19 protein-coding genes are annotated in these 22,175 nt (G+C 51.9%); 15 read left to right on the forward strand and 4 right to left on the reverse strand.

All coding sequences use genetic code 11. The features are described 5' to 3' along the window. Positions 1–84: 84 nt before the first annotated feature. The 4 genes from ACG2F4_RS12580 to ACG2F4_RS12595 form a co-directional block, all read right to left on the reverse strand. On the reverse strand, positions 85–489 hold the full coding sequence (locus ACG2F4_RS12580; protein WP_395261212.1) for a DUF1761 domain-containing protein: 405 nt from the start codon (positions 487–489) through the stop codon (positions 85–87). A gap of 218 nt (positions 490–707) precedes the next feature. After that, the gene (locus ACG2F4_RS12585) at positions 708–1,814 is read right to left on the reverse strand and encodes an aminopeptidase (RefSeq protein WP_395261214.1); all 1,107 of its coding nucleotides are present in this window, start codon (positions 1,812–1,814) and stop codon (positions 708–710) included. Positions 1,815–2,035: 221 nt separating this feature from the next. Next, positions 2,036–6,514, reverse strand: a complete 4,479-nt coding sequence (locus tag ACG2F4_RS12590; protein WP_395261216.1) for a translocation/assembly module TamB domain-containing protein — start codon at positions 6,512–6,514, stop codon at positions 2,036–2,038. Then, complete coding sequence (locus ACG2F4_RS12595) at positions 6,514–8,409, reverse strand: outer membrane protein assembly factor (protein ID WP_395261218.1); 1,896 nt, start codon at positions 8,407–8,409, stop codon at positions 6,514–6,516. Before ACG2F4_RS12595 ends, ACG2F4_RS12590 begins: the two co-directional genes overlap by 1 nt. 228 nt (positions 8,410–8,637) lie before the next feature. Here ACG2F4_RS12595 and ACG2F4_RS12600 point away from each other — a divergent pair, with 228 nt between their 5' ends. The 15 genes from ACG2F4_RS12600 to ACG2F4_RS12670 all read left to right on the forward strand — a co-directional run bounded on the left by ACG2F4_RS12600 (position 8,638) and on the right by ACG2F4_RS12670 (position 22,090). After that, positions 8,638–9,897, forward strand: a complete 1,260-nt coding sequence (locus ACG2F4_RS12600; RefSeq protein WP_395261220.1) for a M14 family metallopeptidase — start codon at positions 8,638–8,640, stop codon at positions 9,895–9,897. Between the two features lie 80 nt (positions 9,898–9,977). Beyond that, positions 9,978–10,448: a hypothetical protein gene (locus tag ACG2F4_RS12605; RefSeq protein ID WP_395261222.1), complete on the forward strand. Its 471-nt coding sequence runs from the start codon at positions 9,978–9,980 to the stop codon at positions 10,446–10,448. A 440-nt stretch (positions 10,449–10,888) separates the two neighbouring features. Then, positions 10,889–11,809, forward strand: a complete 921-nt coding sequence (locus tag ACG2F4_RS12610; protein WP_395261224.1) for a cation diffusion facilitator family transporter — start codon at positions 10,889–10,891, stop codon at positions 11,807–11,809. Between the two features lie 58 nt (positions 11,810–11,867). Further along, a complete protein-coding gene (locus ACG2F4_RS12615) occupies positions 11,868–12,434 on the forward strand; it encodes an SCO family protein (RefSeq protein ID WP_395261226.1) in 567 nt (188 codons plus the stop codon). 159 nt (positions 12,435–12,593) lie between these two features. Beyond that, the gene (locus ACG2F4_RS12620) at positions 12,594–12,863 is read left to right on the forward strand and encodes a hypothetical protein (RefSeq protein WP_395261228.1); all 270 of its coding nucleotides are present in this window, start codon (positions 12,594–12,596) and stop codon (positions 12,861–12,863) included. A gap of 164 nt (positions 12,864–13,027) precedes the next feature. After that, positions 13,028–15,301, forward strand: a complete 2,274-nt coding sequence (locus ACG2F4_RS12625; RefSeq protein WP_395261230.1) for a TonB-dependent receptor domain-containing protein — start codon at positions 13,028–13,030, stop codon at positions 15,299–15,301. A gap of 16 nt (positions 15,302–15,317) precedes the next feature. Next, entirely contained in the window at positions 15,318–15,788 is a 471-nt protein-coding gene (locus tag ACG2F4_RS12630; RefSeq protein WP_395261232.1) for a copper chaperone PCu(A)C, read from the forward strand. Between the two features lie 177 nt (positions 15,789–15,965). Then, positions 15,966–16,565 carry a DJ-1/PfpI family protein gene (locus ACG2F4_RS12635; protein ID WP_395261234.1) on the forward strand — a complete coding sequence of 200 codons (600 nt, stop codon included), beginning with the start codon at positions 15,966–15,968 and terminating at the stop codon, positions 16,563–16,565. A gap of 217 nt (positions 16,566–16,782) precedes the next feature. After that, positions 16,783–17,367 (forward strand): DUF3124 domain-containing protein, encoded by a 585-nt coding sequence (locus ACG2F4_RS12640; protein WP_395261236.1) that lies wholly within the window; start codon positions 16,783–16,785, stop codon positions 17,365–17,367. A gap of 58 nt (positions 17,368–17,425) precedes the next feature. Then, positions 17,426–18,052 carry an ATP-binding cassette domain-containing protein gene (locus tag ACG2F4_RS12645; protein ID WP_395261238.1) on the forward strand — a complete coding sequence of 209 codons (627 nt, stop codon included), beginning with the start codon at positions 17,426–17,428 and terminating at the stop codon, positions 18,050–18,052. 143 nt (positions 18,053–18,195) lie between these two features. Continuing rightward, a complete protein-coding gene (locus ACG2F4_RS12650) occupies positions 18,196–18,987 on the forward strand; it encodes an ABC transporter permease (RefSeq protein ID WP_395261239.1) in 792 nt (263 codons plus the stop codon). 308 nt (positions 18,988–19,295) lie between these two features. Next, positions 19,296–20,282 carry a lyase gene (locus ACG2F4_RS12655; protein WP_395261240.1) on the forward strand — a complete coding sequence of 329 codons (987 nt, stop codon included), beginning with the start codon at positions 19,296–19,298 and terminating at the stop codon, positions 20,280–20,282. Between the two features lie 101 nt (positions 20,283–20,383). Then, on the forward strand, positions 20,384–20,977 hold the full coding sequence (locus tag ACG2F4_RS12660; RefSeq protein WP_395261241.1) for a choice-of-anchor V domain-containing protein: 594 nt from the start codon (positions 20,384–20,386) through the stop codon (positions 20,975–20,977). A 460-nt stretch (positions 20,978–21,437) separates the two neighbouring features. Next, the gene (locus ACG2F4_RS12665; RefSeq protein WP_395261242.1) at positions 21,438–21,878 is read left to right on the forward strand and encodes a MerR family transcriptional regulator; all 441 of its coding nucleotides are present in this window, start codon (positions 21,438–21,440) and stop codon (positions 21,876–21,878) included. Further along, positions 21,875–22,090: a GDCCVxC domain-containing (seleno)protein gene (locus ACG2F4_RS12670; RefSeq protein ID WP_395261243.1), complete on the forward strand. Its 216-nt coding sequence runs from the start codon at positions 21,875–21,877 to the stop codon at positions 22,088–22,090. Before ACG2F4_RS12665 ends, ACG2F4_RS12670 begins: the two co-directional genes overlap by 4 nt. Positions 22,091–22,175 lie beyond the last annotated feature (85 nt).

Below are 22,175 nucleotides of genomic sequence, written 5' to 3' on the forward strand. Positions count from 1 at the left end.
TGTGAAAACCTGGCAGGCCTTTACGCTGATACCGAATATTTGGCGTACGAGGGGTTGCCCCTCCACTTTTTGGGCAGACAATTTTTACCACAACCCGATGACAAGACCGGCCACTGCAAATCCCGCCAGATGATAGCCCCCGTCGATGGCAAACAGCCTCAGCGACATATCGTTATAGATGCCGTTCACGCCCACTGTAGTCAACACAAATCCGGCGCCGGCGGCCAATCCTACGGACAATCCCTGCATCGCAGTGGTTGCATCCAGGGCTGCCATAAACAAGCCAAGTGATATTCCCACAATACCCTGCAGTATAAGAGAGTACAGAAAATTAATCGGTTCCGGAGGTTCAGGGTGTTCCCCCATTCCTTTTTCCCGCATCCACGCTTTACCAAACAGCGGACCGTACCAGAGCCATCCGGTCATGAAGTACGCTATACCCCCAACCAGTGCCGCCCAGATATTGAGCTGAGAAAATAATGCTCCCATCCTTTTCTCCTTTGTAATTCCCGTTTATTGAAATAGTATAGAGAAAAAATGGGAGATCAAAAATCAGGGTCACGAGTGATGTCAGGCCTGAAGTTCGCAGTAACAGCCTGGATAACGGATCGAAAGAGAGGTAAACACAAAATATTGAACAGGGAATATAAAATTACGAAGGGGAAATCCTCCATCATTCAACATTCCCCGCTCTGCAGTTCGATATTCTACACCAGGTTTTCGGGATTCAGCCCCTGCAGGTCTTTGGTAATAAACTTTCGGCCTTCTCGCACTTTTTCCCCATCCAGGTACACATCAGCACCGATGCAGACCAGGTCCCAGTGGATACTGCTGTCGTTGCCGTTGGGAGCTTCCTCGTAATCGTTGCCCAGCGTCAGGTGATTTGAGCCGTAGATTTTTTCATCAAAGAGAATATCGTACATCGGGCGCTCTATAATCGGATTGAGTCCAAAGCTGAACTCCCCGAACTGTCGCGCTCCGGCATCGGTATCCAGGATCTCTTCCAGCTTTTCATTATCCGATGAGTCAAAATCGACCACAACTCCGTCACGCACCTCCAGCTTCACAAACTCAAACGGCTTACCCTGATATACCGATGGTGCATAGGTTATATGTCCCTCAACGGATGAGAGAACCGGAGAAGAGAAAAGCTCCCCATCCGGGATATTGCGCTTCCCGTAGCAGGGGATCCAGTTTTGTCCCTTTACGGAAAACTCGATATCAGTGCCCTCCCCTTTCAATCGAATCATGTCGGTTTTTCGGAGTCGCTCTTCCAGCGGCTTCATTGCCTCATGGAGCTGGCTGTAATCCAGCAGGCAGGCATCATAATAAAATTCGCGAAATTTATGGGTGGGCATTCGGGCATTCATCGCAAACGCCTCCGAGGGATAGCGCAGCACCACCCAGTTGGTGTTTTTAACACGTTCCTCAAAATGGACCGGTTTCTGGAAATAATCGGAGTAGGCCTTGTTGGCTTTTTTGCTCACATCGGCCTGTTCGTAGATGTTTAGGGAGGCACGAACGCCAACAAACGCATCCATCTCTTTCATCAGGGGCAGCTGATCGACCTTTGCCTGGCTTTCCCAGAACTCTTTATCTCCCCGCTCCACCAGCATTCGTTGAATTTCGGTATCTTCGATCCGAACAAACGGGTTTACATTCATATCCCGCGCCTCGGCGACCAGTGCCCGCAGCAGGCCGATGCCGTTCAAACCGACAAGCTGGAGCATCACATTTTGGCCCTCTTCCAGCTCGCAGCTAAAATGGAGTATCTTTCGGGCTAGTTGTTGATCTTCGTTAGTGTACATAGTCATTATTACATATTTCGTGTTGTGTATTTCTGTTTAACAAATGCCAAAGCTTTCGGGGGGGGGGCGACTGAACTTCGACCTGTATAATTCGACATCTCCTTTCGCACTACTTGGTTGTCACAATATCCAAATCCCGGGTTGGTAAACACTACTTTGCACCTGCAGGTTCACCGGTCCCTTTCCAATGACTAAATTTAATACGAAATACGTACTACGCCATACTTCTAATAGTCATAATTCCACCGAAGGTCGAGGCCGGTCTGGCTGTCGCTACCCTGGGTTATGATCAGCTTTAAATCCTTCTTTAACAAATACTCAAGGATAAAAACCGTATCCGGTGTAGAGCCGGTTATTTCATTTTGGATCGCAAAAAACACCCGGGGGTTCAGATACCAACCGGTTTTAATGGACGTACCCGAATTTGTACCGCTCCGGGTATTGTCGATCTGCACCACATCGATCCCCAGCCGCTGCGTGGCCAGGGTTTCCACCTTGTCAAGCAGTACATCCATCGCCACGTCGGCCGCACTGATGTTGCTGCCTGAGTTGGCGACCACCTGTTTCCAGGGGTCCAGCGACATAAACGGCTTGCCGAACAGGGTGTAACTGATGATATCCTCGAGCCCCATTTCAGGCTCGCTTTCATACTTGAACAGGGGATCTTCCACCCTTCCCTCAATGATATACCATATCTGTACATCCCCCAGTTCCTGCTGGGGCGGCTCAAACAGGTGCCGGATGTTCAGTTGCGGATTGGCGGGGGTTCCATCAAATGTGATCACACCCTCCTCCAGCTGAAACCGCTTGCCCAGGGGACGTGCATAGCCGCTTGAGGCTTCCAGCGTCCCAAAAAGCTCCAGGTCATCCCCCCGGTCTTTGACAAGATCGACCTGCCCGTCGAGCTCATATTCGAGATCAAGATAGCGCTGGTTCCGTACATAAAACCGCCGGTTAAAGGAGACATCCATATTCAGGCTCAGGGAATCGTATTGTGCGTAGGCACTGTAATTTTCGGAGGCAGAGTCAGCGTCGAGCTCAACCGTCTCAACCGATTTTTCACCGAAATTCTGAAGATAGATGTACCCGCTTACGAAACTTAATTCACCTTTTACATCGGGCTTCGCCAGGGTACCGCCAAGCTGTGTATCCATGTCAATAATGGCACTGTACTCAGCAGTATTGGCAATGCGAAAATTTTCAGCTGCCATTTCTAGGTCCAGTGTCCCCGGCTGAAGTTCGTCGAAATTCATCGTTCCGCCGGCGGTAAAGGTGCCGTTCCCGCTCCGTGCCTGCATCTTTTCAACCTGTACCCGGTTACCGTTAAAATTAATGACCGACTCGATCTCCGATATTTTTACACCCGCTTCCACAATCCGGACCGCCCCCTCACGGAAATCCAGCTGTCCCCGGGCCGAGAGCCCGCTCAACGGACCTGTAATCGATACATTACCATCCAGCAGCCCCTGCACCTCACGGATTTCGGTTCGGTCAACAAAATCGTTCAGTGACGCCAAATTGAACTGATTGGTAGTAATATCCACCTGGACTGAATCATCCTGATCCGGCAATACGAGATTGAAATCCTTCAGGTCCAGGTAGGCCGGAACGGAAGCGGAAATTTCAGCCGCTTTCTGGCTGAGTGAAGTGACAGAGCCATTTACCATAAAAGCCCGGTCTGCATGATTATAATCCAGTGTGGCCCGTATTGAATCGACTGCAACGCCGGATATAGACGCCTCTTTCATGCGGAACGTGGCATCTATCTCCGGTTTGCCGGCCGTGCCGCGGAGTTGACCGCTTAGAAGCATCGTGCCTGAACTGTTGGTTATCCCGGCATCTGTCAACATCTGCTGAAAACGATTGGCTGACAGCTCCTTCGTTTCCAGGAACCCGAACACTTCTTCTTCAAAAAACGAGGATCCAAACGCATTGGGATCTCCCAGCTTAAACGGCACCCGGAGCTGTCCCCGGGCCAGCCGTTCGTCGCCATCGTATAGCAGGAGCCCTCCCTCCAGCCGTTCGTTTTGAATTTGATATCGCAGCGCGAGCGAATCGAGGGCGGTGCCCTCGTAAACCAAATCCTCGATTTGCAGGTCTCCCGATGAAGACAACATGGTATCCTGCCGTTCAATAAAAATTCGTCCGGACAGCATTCCTTCGAAATAGGCATCGTTCAGCAACGTATTCTGGATAACGGTCAAATTCAGGTTGCGCCCCATCAGGTACCCGCGCTGAACGGTGGAATCGGCATGGGGAATCGCAGCCTCCAGCAATGCCCCGTCATCTGACTCGATCCGCATTGTATCCATGTGAAAGCTATGCTCCCGGACCAGCAAGTCAAACGGGGAAGAGAGCTGCAGCCTCCGTACATCACTGATAATCTCCAGTTCCATCGTATGTATCCGGGCTTGTTCCGGGGAAAATGCATACGTGGCGGCATGCTGTATGCGGTTTTCACTGGGGCTGCTGAACATGAGCTGCAAGCTACCATAGGTGGAATCCGGGGTTACTTTACCCCGCACGGTTGTACCAACATCACGAAGAACCACCGAGTTTATAACCGGGTTGCTGAGATCCAGGTTTAAGACAAATTCCGGCTCTTCAACAAGGAGGACCTCCACACTCCCCCGGATCCCGTCAGAGGTAAGGGTTTCACCATAAACAACGTCCTCAAAATCTATCGCCCCGCTGAACTGCAGTTCATCTTCATATACCGGCTGCAGTTTTCCCGAAATTGAACCGCGGGACTGCAGCGTTCCCACATCGGCCAGGGCCGCAAAAGTTTGCAGGTCCTTGACCTGGAAATCCAGGTCCACCCTGTTTTCGATATCGTACCACTCCTTCAGGTGGAAGCGGCCGCCAAAGCTGCCGTCTGCAATGGCACTCAGCAGCGTGCCATTGCTAACCTCTGCCACGGTGTCACGTACCTGAATTTCAGCGTCCAGCCTTTCAATATATTCCTGGTTTACAACGGAAGAATCGATCCTAATGGATGAGGTGAGCTGTACCTGTTCCGGCGTTATATATTTACCTTTCCCCGTAATTTGCGCATTTATCGCTGTAGGCAGCTCTTCCAGCCCTTTGCACTCCGCCAGGTTCAGACGGTTGATATTGAGTTCATATTCATACTCGGGCGCCTCCAGGTAGTTATTGACCTCAGCCCGGAGGTTTAATTCACTCTCCTTCAACCTGATCCTTGAGCGGCTGGTAAAACGGCTGCCGTTTACCTGCCCGTTTAGAGAAGCAACCGCCAGCTGCTGGCCACCAATGACACTTTCCTTGAAATCCAGCCGGTAATCCCAGTATCGCTGGTCAGGCAGATAGCCAACTCCATCAATATTCGCCGACAGGTTGATGGTTCCCGCATAGGCAGAATCCCGCATCCAGTACTCCGGCTGCACATTGTGCATATTGATCGCCGTACTAAATTCCGGCTTTTCATTCCATATCCGTGTTGCCTCCATGCCGACCTGCATGCGTTCTTTTTCCCGGCTTGCGTTCACACTGGCCTTGAGGCGGTCGTGCCGGAGCGAATAATCCCCGGAAAACCGGTCAATTTGGAAGTCTCCCTGCCGTATATCCCGTGCGGAAAAAGTCCCTTCAAGCGTACCCTGCCTTATCTCGCCGAAATCCACCAGGCCGTCCAGGCTAACGTGCAGATCCTTCATACGGGGGTAGGTCGTATCCGCAAAAAGGGTGGCCAGATCCAGCTCTTCGGCATTAAGCCGCGCATGATGCAGTTCAAGCGACTCGTTCCATTGGAAACCGGTTGTAAGTTCCAGCTGTTGCAGCCCCCCAGTTTCAGCAGTCACTCCCACCTCAAACGCGCGGAACGTTCCGCTCAGGTTAAGGTCGAGCTGCAGATTTTGTTGAAGGGGAAACGATTCCAGGTAGACCGACAGGTCTCTCCAAGAGAGGGGAACGGCCGAAAAGTTCAGGGAAGTAGTCGAATCGGCGGTATTGACTTCTGCACTCGATTCCAGCACAGACCGACCCGTACCTACAACCAGGCTTTCCAAGGTTATCTGCGGACCCTCAATCCGGCCGGCAGAGCGTATTTGAACCGGCGATAACCGGGTTTCATCAACTCGGAACGACAGCTCCCGCAGCTGCAGCTCATACCCCTCCGGCAGAAATCCGAATCCCCCTTCTGTCAAAAAATCTCGTACGGCAACAACTGAATCTGCGCCCAATGAACGAAGCCGTCCCTCCAGGGCGCCACCAGTAATGGAAAAGTGCTCAACACTAAAGAAGAACGGGGATGAAGTGGTATCATCTTCTGCTGCGGTCGTGTCTTTGAGCAAGTGCTCCAGGTTAAAACTGCCATCTTGCTGCTCAATCACAGAAACCAACGGCTGGTGCACCCCGATCTGATCGATCCGGAACACGGAATTGAAGTAACTCAGCACCTGGTAGCGAACGGAGAGCGTGTCAACGCTCAGCACGGTATCTGTCGGCGTAACCAGCTGGATATCCTCGAATGTCACCTGTTTCCAAAGGTCGCCCTTCAAACTTCCGATGCGCAACTCGCCGTCAAGCATCTCACCTGAAACCTGCAGAATCTGGTTGCGCACAAGCTCATGCACCACACTGCTTTTCAGGGACAGACGGGCTGCAATAACCATTAACAGAAACGCGGCCACCACGAGCCAGGGCCACCGCCGGTTTTGCGTATCGGTATGTTGTTTCTGCCGTTCTTCCATCAAAACGCCTGCCCCACACTAAAATGTATCCCGATGCGATCAAAATTGTTGCCGTAGTCGGTCCCCCCGTATAGGTTCAGATCCTCGTCAGTGGGATTCAGCTTGTATCCCACGTCAATCCGGATCGGCCCTATCGGCGAGCTGTAGCGCAGTCCCCCGCCGAGAGCAAATTGTATCGGTCGGTCCCCTACGGTGCTCATCCTCCGCCACACCTGTCCCCCATCCACGAATACCGCTATTCCAAACCCGTTGATAAATGTGTTGAGCTGTTGTCGAATTTCCAGGTTGAACCCAAGCTGCGCCTGTCCGCCGGTGGGTGCATATCCCTGAAACGCACCAGTGCTGTCAAAACGGGCCCGCTTGGGTCCCAGTTCATTTCGCCCCCATCCCCTGATTGAGCTGGTTCCACCGAGATAATAGCGGATATTCTGGGGAAGAGAATCCTGAGCCACATTCGAGATCCCCCCCAGCTGAAGTCGGGTGGCCAGGGTGGTGGAGCTGCTTATCCTGGTGAACCGGCGCAGGTCGACCGAAAATTTTTGAAAGGAGAAAGCAGCGCCCCCGAACAGTCCCGAAAATTCGGCATAGGGCTGCACGACCCACCCTTGCTGCCCGCGGCTGGTAAAACCGGGGCTGTAATACCCGCTCAGTTGGAAAGAAGAGAGGTCGTATTCAAAAGAGGTGTCCGGCAGGGCTTCATCAAACTGTTCAGAGAGCTCCAGATTGCGCGTAAACTGGTAGGAGGCCGTTCCCGTGAGGTCTTCCCGGTAGCGATAGATAAAACTGTTGGTGATACCGCCGTGAAAAAGTTCGTAGATTCTCCTTTCCAAGATATGCTGGGCAAAGGGTGAAAATACCATGCTGCTTTTGGTATTGAAGATATAGGGCAGCAGATAGTCCAGGTTAAGAGACTGTTCAATAAATGAAGCGCGGCCGGTTGCGGTAAACCGGTGGCCGCGATGAAACAGGTTGCGGTGGGTCCAGCTGGCTTGCCCGCGCAGCAGATCCTCGGTTCCCACGCCCCCCAGGAATTGTACGGAACGGAGCGGGTATTCCCGGAGATTAATATCTACCCTCAGGGTAGAATCGTGCTGCTGTTCCGGGACGTTGATCGTGGCAAAACGGAACAGGTGATGATTGAAGATCTCGCGTTGCGCCTGCTGCAGCTGATCCTGCGAAAATCGCTCTGTCTTCTTCAGAGCGGCTTCCCTCACCACGTAATTTTCTGATACCGTCTTGTTTCCTGTCACATTTATTTCGTCAAAGTAGGTTTCGGGGCCCGGCACAAGCTCAATTGTCACCGAAGCTGCGGTTTGCAGGCTGTCGACATTGGCAATGATATTGACATCAGCAAAAGCAAAGCCGAGATTTTTGAGCAGATCTGTAAACATACCGATAATCTCGGGTTCCCTGATGGTTTGATAGCGCCTTCCCGGCTGAAACTCGTGGCGCTGACGGGCCTGTCGATAGCTCCGGCTGGATGTGATATATTCCCGCTCCCGATCCTCCGCCACAACCCGGTAATCCACCTCCCGGATCGTAATCGGTGTATTCTCCTCTATCACATAACGGACCACCCGCTTCCAGTCTTTCTTTCCTGTTTCTATTTGGTGACGCACGCGCACCCCGGGAAATCCGCGCCGTTCATAATAGCGCCGTATCCTGATTACATCACGCAGAATCTCCTCTTCGTTGACCTCATGGCCGCCCCGTTTCCAAAACGATATTTTTTCCCACGTCGTCGGTCCTTCCGTGGCAATAATCTGTTTGATAACGATATCCGAGAATGTCTTATTACCATCAATTTCGACGGCCCAAACCTGGGGGTCCATCACATCCGCGCCGGGGTCCGCCTCATCCTGGAAAGCAAATACGGCTGATGCCGAAAAAAACATGACTCCCAAAAGAACCCAAACGCCCCTGCAGACGATTATATGTAGCTGGTGTATTTTCAACTATTCGGTGAATTGCACAATTCTGTTGCAGAAACCTGCATAAATAAAATCAAAAAATTAAGTATACGACAAACGTTCTAACACACAAAAAGGAATTGGTTGCGCAAAAGCAAAAATGTGTATTAGTTTCCTGCCTCTTTTATACTGAATTAATCTTCTTAACATTCGATGAATATAACGACGCATTTTTTACTGCCCTGCACACTTCTTTTTCTGTTTACCGCCTGTTCGTCGACGGACGAATTCACCGGATTTTCTTATGATCCGGCGGGATCGACAGTTACTTCGGACAAAGAGATAAATCCACAGCATAAACGCACCATCGGCATCAGCAGGGATGGAATCTGGTTTTCGAATGAGGCCCCGGGAACCCGGCTGAACGACTTCTACCAGGTTAACGATACGCTCTACCGGGCTGTCATCAAGCCCGAAAATCATCCTGTTAACAATAGTCCCTGGTACAGTTTCAAGGCCTGGTCTGAGGTGCCGAAAACCATTTGGGTGGAGTTGACCTACGAGCACGGAACGCACCGCTACTATCCCGATCTGAGCTACGACGGCAAGAACTGGTTCCCCATCGATTCCTCTGCATATCGACCCGACACCACCGCGGGCACGGCCCTGCTCCGGCTGGACCTTGCCCCCCAACCGCTCTGGGTGAGCGCCCAGGAGATATTCAGCAGTGAAGAGTACAACTGGTGGGCTTCAAACCTGAGCCAATACCCGTTTGTGACACGAGATACAGTCGGCTACTCTCACCAGAACAGGCCGATTGAGAAACTGACGATAACCCAATCCAATGGAAATCAACCCCGCGGGGTAGTCATTATCACCTCGCGCCTGCATCCTCCCGAAATTACCGGGCAGATGGCCGCACTTGCTTTTCTTGAGGAGATCACCAGTGAGTCGCCCCTGGCCGGGCAGTTTCGCAACCGGTTTGAAGTGATCGCCTTCCCGTTTGCCAACCCCGACGGAGCTGATAATGGTCACTGGCGGCATAATGCGGCGGGTGTGGACCTGAACCGCGACTGGACCAATTTCAACCAGCCGGAAACCAGGGCGATCAGGAATCACCTGCAGCAGAGAATGAAGAACAATCCGAATCTCACCGTCTACTACGGAATCGACTTCCACTCGACCAATGAAAATATTTTCTACCCGATCAACCGGAGTATCGACACATTCCCGGAAGATTTCACCTACACCCTGGTCGACTCTATCCAGGCCGCCTTTCCGAAGATCGAATTTGCGGTTGAACCGTTTGACACCCGTTCGCCCATCACCAAAAACTGGATCCACAGAACATTCGGAGCTGATGCGGTGACGTATGAAGTGGATGACCGTGCCGACCGCGACTCACTTCAGGCGGTTGCCCGCAAGGCCGCCAACCTGATGATGAAGCTGCTCATTGAGGATGAATCCCTGTAATGGCCGGCATTACATACAACCACAGGACTTGCCTTTTATTCCACAAATGGTAAATTATTGCCTGTCTAGAATACTGCTCTATGGACTCCACTGAATACCTACATAAAATGCACGAGCTGGTATTGAACTGGAAGCTGCGCCTGGTGGTTAGCGCCCTGTTCAGCATGCTGGGACTGGCCATCCTGGTCGGTACACTCAGCGGCTACTTTATGCAAAACTTTGAAGTCCTGGACCAGACGATCGTAGGAGTTGCCGTCTTTGTCATTGTTATCCCGATCTACCTGATCGTTGCCGATCTTCCAAAAATTGATGAGCACACCATTGCCGATCTGCTCAATAAACAGATCCCCGACCTGGAATACGATACCAAACTCCTGCTCATGGATGAAGAACAGATGAGCGAAGAGGAAGTAGCTCGTAAGAAGAAAGTCGTTAAAAAGTTCGCGGATGAAAAGCTCTATCGCTTTCTGCCGACCCAACCAATCCTACAGGCCCTTCTGGTCATGCTTGCCTGTCTTCTGCTTACGGCCGGTATCCACTTTTACTTGTAGGGACCTTTGCAGAAGCTGCTATTTTGTCGGGAGCTGGTTTACCACCGGGCTTATAGACTTTTTAAACAGGAGTGCAACTCCCTCAGAACGAGCAATTGAGGATTTTACCCGGATCCTTCACCAAGAAATTTGTTTGTGAACGGGGTGGAGTAAAAATAACGGCGGAAACGTACATGGGTACGTTGAGCACACAATTTTTTTCTTCCACAAAGCGCACGGACGAATTTCGCACCCTCAGTTCCCAGTTCATCGGGCAGTGCGACCAGACGGTAAAGCCGCGCTCGCCTCAAAAAGAAATTCCCCGCGAAACAGCCAATTCATCAAGTATTCATTTTTGAATTATTTCTTATCTTCTGTTTGAGCAAAATAAAAATTGCTGGTTACTTATTACTTATATTTGTATCTGAATTTCCGACCGGTCATACACGTTCTTCACTCTCATGGCACATTCGCACGATCACAGTCACGGGCATCACCACCACGGGGAGGACACCACCGAAGGACGGCTGTGGATCTCCATCTTCCTGAACTTGGTGATCACCATCGCGGAGTTTGTGGGAGGCATTCTTTCCAACAGCCTGGCCCTGCTCTCCGACGCCCTGCACAACCTCAATGACACCGCCTCGCTGGGAATCAGCCTTGTGGCGCGTAAAGTTTCCCAGAAAGATGCCAACCGGGATAAGACATTCGGCTACAAACGGGCCGAGATTATCGGAGCTTTCATCAATCTGATAACGCTTGTTATCATAGCTCTGTACCTTGTCAAGGAGGGGGTCGAGCGTTTTTACAACCCGCAGCCGATCGACGGGCTGACGATGTTCATCGTCGCTATTATCGGGCTGATAGGAAACCTGGTGACGGCGGCCCTGCTTTTCAGCAAATCCAAAGAAAACATCAATATCCGCAGCGCCTATATTCACATCCTTTCGGATGCCTTTTCATCGGTGGGCGTAATTATTGCCGGCTGGCTGATCCTGGAGTACCAGCTCTACATCATTGACACCCTGTTGACGCTGCTGATCGCGGGCTACATCTTGTGGCAAAGCTATTACATGCTCAAAAAAACGATCAACATATTAATGGAAAGCACCCCGCGCGAAATTGATATCGAGAAGGTGACCGAGGCGATGAAGTCGACAGCCGACGTGCTGGATATTCACCACCTGCATGTATGGCGGCTGGACGAGAGCAACATCCTGCTGGAAAGCCACGTCGTCATTGACGAAGACAAACTGGACCAGATGGAACGAATTAAATCGAACCTCAAGGAATTGTTGAAATCCAAATACAACATCCGCCACTCCACACTGGAATTTGAATTTGAACCCTGCGAAGATCATGCGGAAATTCCCTGCCACTAAGAGGCCTGCTGTTAGCACGAAAACCGGGAACCTCCGTTTTATCTCCATTCTGCGGCCGATGCTCCTTTTTTTCGCGTCATTACTGTTTGCCGTCTCCTGTAATCAGCCGGAGGTGATCAGCGATCTGGGAGAGAAGTCGTATCCGCTGCTCGACCAGGACAGTACCCGCGTCAACTTTCCGGACGATTTCAGCGGCCAGGTAACGGTGCTGGGCTTTATCTACACCAACTGCCCGGATGTATGTCCGGCAATTACCGCAAACATGAAAAATGTCAAAGACCAGCTTGAAGATCCGGAAGATGTTCACTTCATCGGCATTACCTTCGATCCCGAGCGGGACACGCCCTCGGTTCTCGATCACTATATGGAACAGTTTAAGCTGAATAAGGATCAATTTACCTTTGTAACCGGCGATACCACGACGATCGACTCGCTGCTGAGCGACCTGAACATCGTAGCGGAAATTTCTTACCGGAAGACCAGCGATGAAGGTAAAAAGCTCTATTTTATGAACCATACCAACCGTATTTCGCTGCTGGACAAACAGGGGCGGCTTCGCCTGGAATACAGCGGCAGCTTCTCAAAACCGGAACATATTCTTGAAGGAATAAACCAACTCCGATAACCCGACGTGAGGGCCTTTCGCGCATACCGACTCTTCGACCTCCTCAAGGGAGTCCTCCTGCCCTTGATGACGGTAGTGCTGCTGGGCTCGCAATTCCCCCTGTCACCTCATTGTTATGAAGCGCTGTTCTCCGCTCCCCATTCCGTCCACCAGGCCTGCATGATGGACGGAGTTTGCATGACCAGTGGTTCGGGCGGCATGGCCATGCATTGCGATTGCCATGAGAACAACGGCAACCCCCCGTTCTACTGTTCGTGCGACGCCTCCGGCAAGCAGCTTATTTCCGGCGTTCAGATCTCCAAAGTGCTGCTGCCCTCAATTGCCGGCGCCGACCATACACTTGATTTCACAATCCATACAGATCCAGCCACCACATTTGCCACTCAATTCTGTTTAAAGGATATTTTCCATCCTCCGCAGTTTTCTTGATTCGACCCCTGCACTACAACTAAATCGAATCATTCTCTCCCGCCGGCGTTCTTTGCCCCGGCCGGGTGAAACCATTGCTAAACTCCAAGGAGGATTTTATGCATTATCTAAACCGAATCCCCGTTGTGGCATGCCTGTATATGATTTTATTTTTACCTGCCGCAATGTTTTCCCAGTCAACCGGTTCTGTCAGCGGAACCGTGACAAGTCAAAATGACCAGAGTCCCGTAAGCGATGTCAACGTTTTCATCCCGAACACCACCTTCGGAACTACCACTGATAACAACGGGGCGTTCACCATCAGCAACCTGCCGGCTGGAACCTATACCCTAAAAGCAACTTTTATAGGATTTGAGCCCGCCCGCAAAAGGGTAACCATAACGGCCGGCACGACCACCGAAGTGGCATTCTCACTAGCAGAGGTCTCCTATGAACTTTCCGGCATAGCGGTGCACTCCCTGCGGCCCGACCTGGAACCCAAAAATGAGCTGGAGGACCAGCAGGTCCGGGAAGCCAATCCCAGGGATTCCGGGGAGCTGCTGCGCGTGGTGCCCGGTGTGGATGCGGTACGGCGCGGGCCGATCGGGCTCGATCCCGTCGTCCGCGGGTTACGGGAAACCGAAGTGGGTACCTACCTGGACGGCACCCGCATCTTTCCCGCGGGACCGGCACGGATGGACTCCCCGCTCAGCCATCTCGACCCCAGCGCCATACAGTCGATGCAGGTCGTCAAAGGTCCTTACGCCCTCACGTGGGGAGCCGGCAACCTGAGTGCCATCCGGGTGGAAACCAACGACCTTGCCAACATCGCACCGTATACCACCCACGGGAGGATATCCTCGGGTTTCGACAGTAACTACAACGCCCTGGAAGGTACCGCCACCGTATCCGGGAAACGCGACAAGCTTGGATACTGGTTAAATACCGCCTGGCGGCAGGGAGACGATTTTGAAGACGGAAACGCCACGTCTATTCCGGCCGATTTCCTCTCACGCGAAGTACGGGGAAAAGTAAGCTATGCAACCTCCCAAAATGGACGAATCACTGCCGGAGGGGGCTACCAAAACCAGCGAAATATCGACTACCCGGGACGACTCCTGGATGCCGACTATTTTAATTCCTACAACACCTCCCTGGCCTGGAACTGGCAACAGAGCAGCGGCATTCTGCAGTCTGCCGAAATTAAAATATACTACAACTACGTAGATCACGGCATGGACAACGACAGCAAGCCGACTGCCATGCCGATGGAAGGGCGCATGCCCCCCTTTGCCCTCGACGTGGATGTGGACGCCTCGATAGGAGTGGCCGGCGGACGTGCAGCAGTTCACCTGGTTCCGGCTGATTTCTGGAACCTGGAAGTGGGAGCAGATCTCTATTCGGCCAACCGCAACGCCGTTCGAACCATCAGGCGGCGAGACAACGGCATGCTTATGTTCGAAGACCAGATGTGGCCCGACGCCACAATTACGGATGCGGGTGTGTTTGCAAGGGCAGAACACCATTTCACCCGTATATTTTCGGCCGCGGGAACGGTACGGGTCGATTTTGTGAGTGCCACCGCCGCAAGCTCCCGTATATCTGATTTTTTCAGGGAACAGGTTTCTGCCGAACTCGATCACACCGAAATGAATCTGAACGGCGCATTTACACTGAGCGCCAACCCCAATGAACACTGGGTGATATCGGCGGGCATCGGATCGGCAGTGCGAACAGCGGACGCCACCGAACGCTATTCTGACCGGATCCCCGCCTCAAAAGCGCAAACCAGCGCCGAATTTACGGGCGACCCCGGCCTCCGGCCAGAGCGCAGTACCCAGGTCGACCTGTGGATCGAAAGTCATTACCCAAAATGGGCCTTTTCCTTTAACGCGTTCATCCGCTTCATGGATGACTATATCACGATTCGGGCGACGGACCTCCCCAAGCGGCTGCCCTTGAGTCCCAATACCGTATACCAGTATCAAAATGGGAAAGCCACATTTTGGGGACTGGAATCCTCTGTGGCCTACCGCTTTGTCCCGAGCCTGAAAACCGAAGTCTCGGCCCGGTACCTGTGGGGGGAAAACCGAACGGCTAAAGAACCGGCACTGGGCGTCTCCCCGTTTGGCATCGATACCCGCCTGCGATACGAAAACGAGGGGAGTCAATTTTTTGCGGAAGGCGTCCTGCATATCGTTTCTGAACAGGACCGTGTAGCGACTTCCCTCGGAGAACAGCCCACCCGGGGATATACTACCGCAGACCTGAAGGGCGGAATCGATATACTCCGGAAACTCAGCCTGCAGGTCGGTATCAATAATATTTTTGACACCCGGTACGTGAACCACCTGAATGCCAACAATCCATTTGCCGGTATGATGATGGCAGAATATGCAGGCAAGCGCATCCCTGAGCCGGGACGTGTCATTTTTATCGACCTGAATTACACCTTTTGAACCTACAACAACAATCATGATACCATTTCGCACAATCCTGGTCTTCAGCTTGACGATGATAATAACCTGCTCATGTACTTCCGAAGAAAAGGAACGGGCCAACGCCCCGGCGCTTCCCGGCGACCGGATCGAAATTCGCGGCGCGTGGGCACGACCGGCCAACCCGGGTATGATGGGCGGAGCGTACCTGACTGTTGCCAACGGCACCAAACAGGCCGACACGCTCATCGGGATTACCACGGATATTGCAGATACGGCCGAAATTCATGAATCCTATTCCCGGTATGACGGGATCTCAGGGATGCGCCCCGCCGGTCCGCTCCCCATTAAAGCAGGTTCCGTACTGGAGATGAAACCCGGCGCATTTCACATTATGCTTATGGAGGTGAACAAAACCTTGGCGGCCGGTGATTCTATTTCCGCAACCCTCCATTTTAGCCGGAGTGGCAGCCTGAACGTTCAAATTCCGATCCGGCAAAAACAGTAGTCCACAGCAACGGAGGAATTATTTTTTAGGAATCCCTGGTGAGGCGGAAACAACCGTTGCTACGTTTCCGCCTCAATCCCGGATATGGTCTCCATCAACATTTGCAGGAACGTTGGTTTCAGCAAAGGATGTTTCCCTTGTACCAACAAACCATAAAACAGAAAAGAGAGGTATTTTATGAGTGGAAAAAAGATTTTGCAAATTGTCGGCGATTTTGGTGAAGATTATGAAATCATGGTCCCCTTTCAGGCACTGCAGATGGTCGGTCACACCGTGCACGCCATCTGTCCTAAAAAAAAGTCCGGTGAAACGGTAAAGACCGCCATTCACGATTTTGAAGGAGATCAGACCTACACCGAAAAACCGGGACATAATTTCGCCCTCAACGCCACTTTTGATGAAATTGATCCGGCCGATTACGACGCCCTGCTCCTTTCCGGGGGACGCGCCCCTGAATACCTGAGGCGTGAAGAAGGGGTGCTCGATATCGTCCGCCACTTCGCTGAACAGGACAAACCGATTGCGGCCCTGTGTCACGGCCTCCAAATTTTATCGGCCGCAGGCGTAGTGAAGGGAAAAACGCTAACCGCCTATCCCGCCGTCGGACCCGAGATGGAGTTGGCCGGTGCCAACTACAAAGATGTAGAAGCCACGGAAGTGGTCGTTGACGGCAACCTCGTGACCTCACCCGCATGGCCGGGCCATCCCAAATGGCTGGCGGCATTCCTGGAAGTGCTGGGCACAAAAATAACGCATGAAAGCGCGGTAACAGCTTAACATATCGGTTCAGCTCCTCTTGTCGGCATCGTTTAATTCCGGCGGGAGGAGTTTTTTTTACCAACGTTTTAACCAGTGCATCCTCAGACGGACGCAAAGTCACAATATACCAGCAACGTGCAAGGCTAACCCGGATATCTGACCTGTTCACTTGATTGCGATCACCTCTATTTCGTTATTACAATTTCACACGATCCCAAACTTTGCTGGCCATCTCATGAAGAACAACAACCTGCGATCACTCACTACCAGTATTATCGGCACTGCGATGTTTTTGATATTTCTGGGCTGTAGCGCATCGGAGGACTCCCCTTCAACGAGCGAGACGAGCCTGAATCCCGACTCCTCTTCTGATCAGCATTTCGCAGCGGAATCATTTGTAAATTTTAGCAGCGATGCAGTCGATGGCGCGAATGTTTATGTACCGGTGTATTCCCACATCTACCAGATGAACCAACAAAAAACATTTAACCTGACGACCACGCTCAGCATCCGCAATACCGATCTCCAGGAGCCTGTCATCCTCAAAAAAGTATATTATTATGACTCCCAGGGAGGGCTGGTCCACCGGTACCTGGATGAACCCCGCAAAGTTCCCGCCCTTTCCTCGATCTCTTTTGTTGTTGAGGAAGAGGACCTTCGGGGCGGCGTTGGGGCAAACTTCCTGGTGCTTTGGGAAGCGATGCGGCCCGTCAACGAACCTGTCATCGAGGCGGTCATGATCAGCACCTCGCAACAGCAGGGTATTTCATTTGTGAGCGAAGGCCGCGTTATCAATTCCGTAGATCGTTCCGGCCCATAGGAAACCGCACCTCCGGATGTCAGATATGTGATACCGGTCAAGTAGAATTACCTGAAAAATGTCGATCGTCACCTTTAACCGGATTGCGTTTGGATACAATGGAGAGGACGACCTGCTCTTTCACGATTTCTCACTATCCGTAGGAAAGGGTGAGAAGATCGCCATAAAATCTGATTCGGGAACCGGCAAAACCACCCTGCTCCGCCTGCTTTTGGGCTTTGAGCAACCTGTTTCCGGTGAAATTCGATTTAATGGGACCGCGATCTCAGAGAATAACTATACTGAAATTCGCAGAGCCACCGCCTGGCTTCCACAAGATCTGAATATAGGCGACGGAACGGTAAAACAGATATTACAACGACCGTTCGAATTTGTTCACAACAGGAACAGGATGCCGGAAACGGACCAGGTACGGTTAATACTTGAAGAGCTCTCGCTCTCACCGGGCCTGTTGGAAAAACCACTGCGCGATCTCTCCACAGGTCAGCGGCAGCGCGTGGGACTGGCTCTTTGCCACCTGCTGGACCGCCCCCTGCTGCTGCTCGACGAACCGACCTCGGCACTCGACCGGTCCTCCAAACAAAAAGCCGCGAATCTGCTTCTTTCTGATCCCAATAAAACGGTTATTTCCACGACACATGACCCGTTTTGGCTGGAGCTGTGTGATGAAATTATAGAATTATAGAATTGTGGAATTGTGGAATTGTTGCCACATGAAGACAGATCGAATGGGTCTGTCATATTAGGCGGCAAAGTCCAATGGGGATGGATTCGACACGACTCTGAAAGATGAGATTAAAAAATAATCAGAAACATTGATCCTGCTTAATGGAGATAATTGAACTCGGCTGGTGGCAACTGGCCATTGGCTTTCTGATCCTGGTAATTCCGGCGTTTATCTTATGGCGATATAACACCGGGCTCAACAGAAAACTGGCTGTCGCCACCGTGCGGATGACCCTGCAGCTGCTTTTCGTGGGATACTACCTGGAGTTTCTTTTTGAACTGGACAACGCCTGGATCAACATGGCCTGGATACTGGTGATGGTGGGCGTAGCCGATTTTGCCACGATCGATCGCAGCGAGCTCAACCGAACCTGGAAACTGGTTCTGCCGATCTTCGGAGCCACGTTTTTTGGTATTATCCTGATCGACCTGTTTTTCCTTGAACTGGTGATTCAACTCCCAACATTCCTGGCGGCCCAGTATACGATCCCGGTCACCGGCATGGTACTCGGCAACTGTCTTCGCAGTAACGTCATCGGCATCAACGATTTCTACTACAGCCTGAAGGAGCAGAAAGAGCGCTACCAGTTTTACCTGGCCTGCGGAGCCACCCGGCATGAAGCGCTGTTTCCATTCTTCCAGCGGGCCCTCAAGCGCTCCGCCAATCCCACACTGGCCACCATGGCGACCATCGGCCTCGTATCGCTGCCCGGCATGATGACGGGACAAATTCTAAGTGGCAGCTCACCGATGACGGCGATCAAATACCAGATTATGATCATGCTGGCCATCTTTTCCGGGACTGTACTTTCGGTGTATTTTGGGATCTGGTTCTCCAACTATTTTGTATTCCGAGAGAATGACATGCTGGATGAATCGATCCTGAAAAATTAACCGCAGATCTCCACAGATTTATGTTACATACAGTTGAGCTGTCGACTCAATCCACTCTCGCTGGGAGACAGGTGTACTGTCGACCGAATCCATCTTCTATTTTTTGTGCTTGTTTAAGTCGGCAGTGCAACTGCCCCCCAACACTTGCGACAAGAACGAACCATTACTCCCTGTACCAATCTGCGGCCCTAAACTCAAAATTCCTTCAGTTTTATCCCCTACTATTTATAATTGCTGGATTTATGTAGCTTTTAACTTAACCAACCTCCTCATCCAATGTTACAGCTATGAAAAAAATAATCGCATCCATGGCACCCTTAGCAGTATTGTTTGTCTTCGCATTTGCTGATTCTGAAGTAGCCCCGCCCGTCGATGTGCAGATCGACGAGTGGCTGGTACCGTGGGAAGAGAGTCGTCCCCGCGATCCCTCTGTTGCTCCCGATGGCGACATCTGGTTTGTGGGCCAGCGCTCGCACTACGTAGCCGAATTTAATCCCGAAACCGAAGAGTTCCGCAAAATAGACCTGGAGGATGGGGCGGGTCCCCATACCGTGGTCGTGGACAACAACGGGACCCCCTGGTACGCCGGGAACCGGGCCAACCATATCGGCAAAGTGAATCCCGAAACGGGAGAGATCACCAAATTCATGATGCCGGAGGATAACAGTGCCCGGGATCCGCACACCATGACATTCAATAAAAACGGCGATATCTGGTTTACCTCGCAGGGCGCCAATTCGGTCGGATTTTTCGATATCGAAACGGGTGAGCCGACCATCATTCCCGTACCCACCCCGCGGGCGCGTCCCTACGGCATCATCATGGACCAGGATATGGAACGGCCCTGGATCGCCCTGTTCGGTACCAACAAGCTGGCGACAGTCGATCCCGACACCCGCGAACTCACAGAAATTGAGCTGCCCAACGAAAATACGCGTCCCCGCCGGCTGGCCCAGACCTCCGACGGGATGATCTGGTACGGCGACTACTCCCGGGGATATATCGGCCGCTATAATCCTGAAGATGAATCGTTCCAGGAATGGCCGCTGCCGTCTGGCGAAAGCTCCCGTCCCTATGCCGTGACCGTAGATGACCAGGATCGACTCTGGGTCGTGGAAACCGGCGTAAGTCCCAACATGTTTGTTGGATTTGATACGAAAACCCGGGAATTTGTCAACTCAACGCCCATCGAAAGCGGTGGCGGAACGGTACGGCACATGGTATTTCACGAGCCGACCAATGCCATCTGGTTTGGCACCGATACAAACTATCTTGGCAGGGCCCAAATCCAGTAAAACCGCAGAACACCGGACACAGAACACCGAATATCCTAATTCCCGGACCCGGACCTGATATTTGGCAGTTCTGTGTTCCATATCCCGTTGTCTCCACTATTATGCATATCACCAGAATTACTCTCTTGCCGGTCATAACATTGGTGGCCGGTTTATTACTGCAGCCCAACCAATCCAATACTGGAACATCTCACACAACCTATCATTACCCGGAACATCTTACAGGCACATTTACCGGTGGATTTGGAGAGGATACCTGCCACAGCTGCCATTTTGATTATCCCCTGAATCACGACGAGGGCCTGCTCCGGGTCGAGGGGTTCCCGCGCGAGTACCAGCGTGGACGATCCTACATGATACGCATACACGTGGAGCGCCCAGACCTGGCAAAAGCCGGATTTCAGCTTTCTGCTCGATTTCCGGACGGCCGGCAGGCAGGCATGTTGAGTCCGCAGTCGGACCGCACGCAGTTTACCGAATCGGCGCCGGACAGCCTCCAGTACCTGCAGCACTCCCCGGAAGGCACCGCCATTACCGGCGACATATCAACCACTTGGCAGCTGAAGTGGATTGCTCCCCGGCAGCAGGATGACGTTTATATCCACCTGGCCGTCAATGCGGCCAATGGCGATGGATCCGAGTTTGGGGATTTTATTTTGACAAGAGAGCTCACCCTCCGCCCCCGACCGGAATAAGCCCCGTCCCTGTATCCCGACATACGGACAGGAACAGAGGCCGTACCGTAACCTGTTCAAGGGATCTTTCAGAACCTGATATTTTGTTGGGAAGTGGTTGTACCACCGACCGTATTGACCTTAAACGGGAGTACAACTCCCTCAGAACAAGAAATTGAGAGTTTGCAAAACTCTCTTCAAGATTTTACTTGACTCTGTACCATGGTACAACCCTTATATTAAGGATGAGTTGTATTCATAAATTAAACGGAGGACCAGGTTATGCCATTTAAAAAAGGCGAAGTCTATGTATGTCCCGATGATAATTGTGGTTGTGAACTGACCGTAACCAAGGGAGCGCCCCAAACATGCCGGGGCCGGCAGAATCCAACCTGCTGTTGCGGAAAAACCATGACAAAGAAAAATACGTAACATCAACCGTTACGGGGTCTCCCCGTAGCGGTCTTATAAGGCTGAATATATGGAGAAGTCTACATCACAAACATACAAAATTGGTGAAGTCGCGCGACGCGCCGACGTAAACAGGGAGACCGTGCGCTACTATGAACGTCGTGAGCTGATTGACGAACCTGACCGGCGGCGCTCAGGCTACCGGATCTTTACCCAGAAGCATATCGATCAGATTAAATTTATAAAGCGTGCCCAGGAGCTGGGATTTACGCTCTCAGAGATCAAGGAGCTGCTGGCACTGCGGATCGACCATCCCGACTCCTGTGAAGAAGTGCAGCGAAAGACCGAAGCCAAACTGAAGGATGTCCGGCAAAAGATAGAGGACCTCAAGCGTATCCGTACCGTACTCCGGGAGTTGATCGATTCCTGCAAGGGAGAGGGAAAGACCGAAGATTGCGTTATCTTGAGAGCCCTGGAAGGCGAAAATGAAACCGGGCAACAACTGCGATGAGTGACAAAAAAATAGTATTAGAATCAGACATCACCTGTCCCAAATGCGGACACCGATCCACAGAAACGATGCCGGAGGAGGCCTGTGTTTATTTTTGGAGCTGCCCGGGCTGCGGAGAACGGGTCAAACCCAGGGAGGGAGACTGCTGCGTGTTCTGTTCCTACGGTTCCGTCTCCTGCCCGCCGGTTCAGAATGGCGATTGCTGTAAATAAATAGCAGAAGGCTTTGAAAATCCGGGAATCCAGGGTCAACCCCTGAAAATGGACAAAACAACGGTTTTATACAGACCTCTCATAG

The sequence above is a fragment of the Halalkalibaculum sp. DA3122 genome (genome assembly GCF_043951865.1).
Taxonomy (GTDB): domain Bacteria; phylum Bacteroidota; class Rhodothermia; order Balneolales; family Balneolaceae; genus JAMQKA01.

Coding starts and splice junctions, on each gene's coding strand:
- ACG2F4_RS12620 (WP_395261228.1), top strand. CDS start 12,594: ATGATGGACGGAGTTTGCATGACCAGTGGTTCGGGCGGCATGGCCATG.
- ACG2F4_RS12600 (WP_395261220.1), top strand. CDS start 8,638: ATGAATATAACGACGCATTTTTTACTGCCCTGCACACTTCTTTTTCTG.
- ACG2F4_RS12630 (WP_395261232.1), top strand. CDS start 15,318: ATGATACCATTTCGCACAATCCTGGTCTTCAGCTTGACGATGATAATA.
- ACG2F4_RS12595 (WP_395261218.1), bottom strand. CDS start 8,409: ATGTTTTTTTCGGCATCAGCCGTATTTGCTTTCCAGGATGAGGCGGAC.
- ACG2F4_RS12590 (WP_395261216.1), bottom strand. CDS start 6,514: ATGGAAGAACGGCAGAAACAACATACCGATACGCAAAACCGGCGGTGG.
- ACG2F4_RS12645 (WP_395261238.1), top strand. CDS start 17,426: ATGTCGATCGTCACCTTTAACCGGATTGCGTTTGGATACAATGGAGAG.
- ACG2F4_RS12650 (WP_395261239.1), top strand. CDS start 18,196: ATGGAGATAATTGAACTCGGCTGGTGGCAACTGGCCATTGGCTTTCTG.
- ACG2F4_RS12660 (WP_395261241.1), top strand. CDS start 20,384: ATGCATATCACCAGAATTACTCTCTTGCCGGTCATAACATTGGTGGCC.
- ACG2F4_RS12580 (WP_395261212.1), bottom strand. CDS start 489: ATGGGAGCATTATTTTCTCAGCTCAATATCTGGGCGGCACTGGTTGGG.
- ACG2F4_RS12585 (WP_395261214.1), bottom strand. CDS start 1,814: ATGACTATGTACACTAACGAAGATCAACAACTAGCCCGAAAGATACTC.
- ACG2F4_RS12655 (WP_395261240.1), top strand. CDS start 19,296: ATGGCACCCTTAGCAGTATTGTTTGTCTTCGCATTTGCTGATTCTGAA.
- ACG2F4_RS12665 (WP_395261242.1), top strand. CDS start 21,438: ATGGAGAAGTCTACATCACAAACATACAAAATTGGTGAAGTCGCGCGA.
- ACG2F4_RS12640 (WP_395261236.1), top strand. CDS start 16,783: ATGAAGAACAACAACCTGCGATCACTCACTACCAGTATTATCGGCACT.
- ACG2F4_RS12670 (WP_395261243.1), top strand. CDS start 21,875: ATGAGTGACAAAAAAATAGTATTAGAATCAGACATCACCTGTCCCAAA.
- ACG2F4_RS12625 (WP_395261230.1), top strand. CDS start 13,028: ATGTTTTCCCAGTCAACCGGTTCTGTCAGCGGAACCGTGACAAGTCAA.
- ACG2F4_RS12610 (WP_395261224.1), top strand. CDS start 10,889: ATGGCACATTCGCACGATCACAGTCACGGGCATCACCACCACGGGGAG.
- ACG2F4_RS12605 (WP_395261222.1), top strand. CDS start 9,978: ATGGACTCCACTGAATACCTACATAAAATGCACGAGCTGGTATTGAAC.
- ACG2F4_RS12615 (WP_395261226.1), top strand. CDS start 11,868: ATGCTCCTTTTTTTCGCGTCATTACTGTTTGCCGTCTCCTGTAATCAG.
- ACG2F4_RS12635 (WP_395261234.1), top strand. CDS start 15,966: ATGAGTGGAAAAAAGATTTTGCAAATTGTCGGCGATTTTGGTGAAGAT.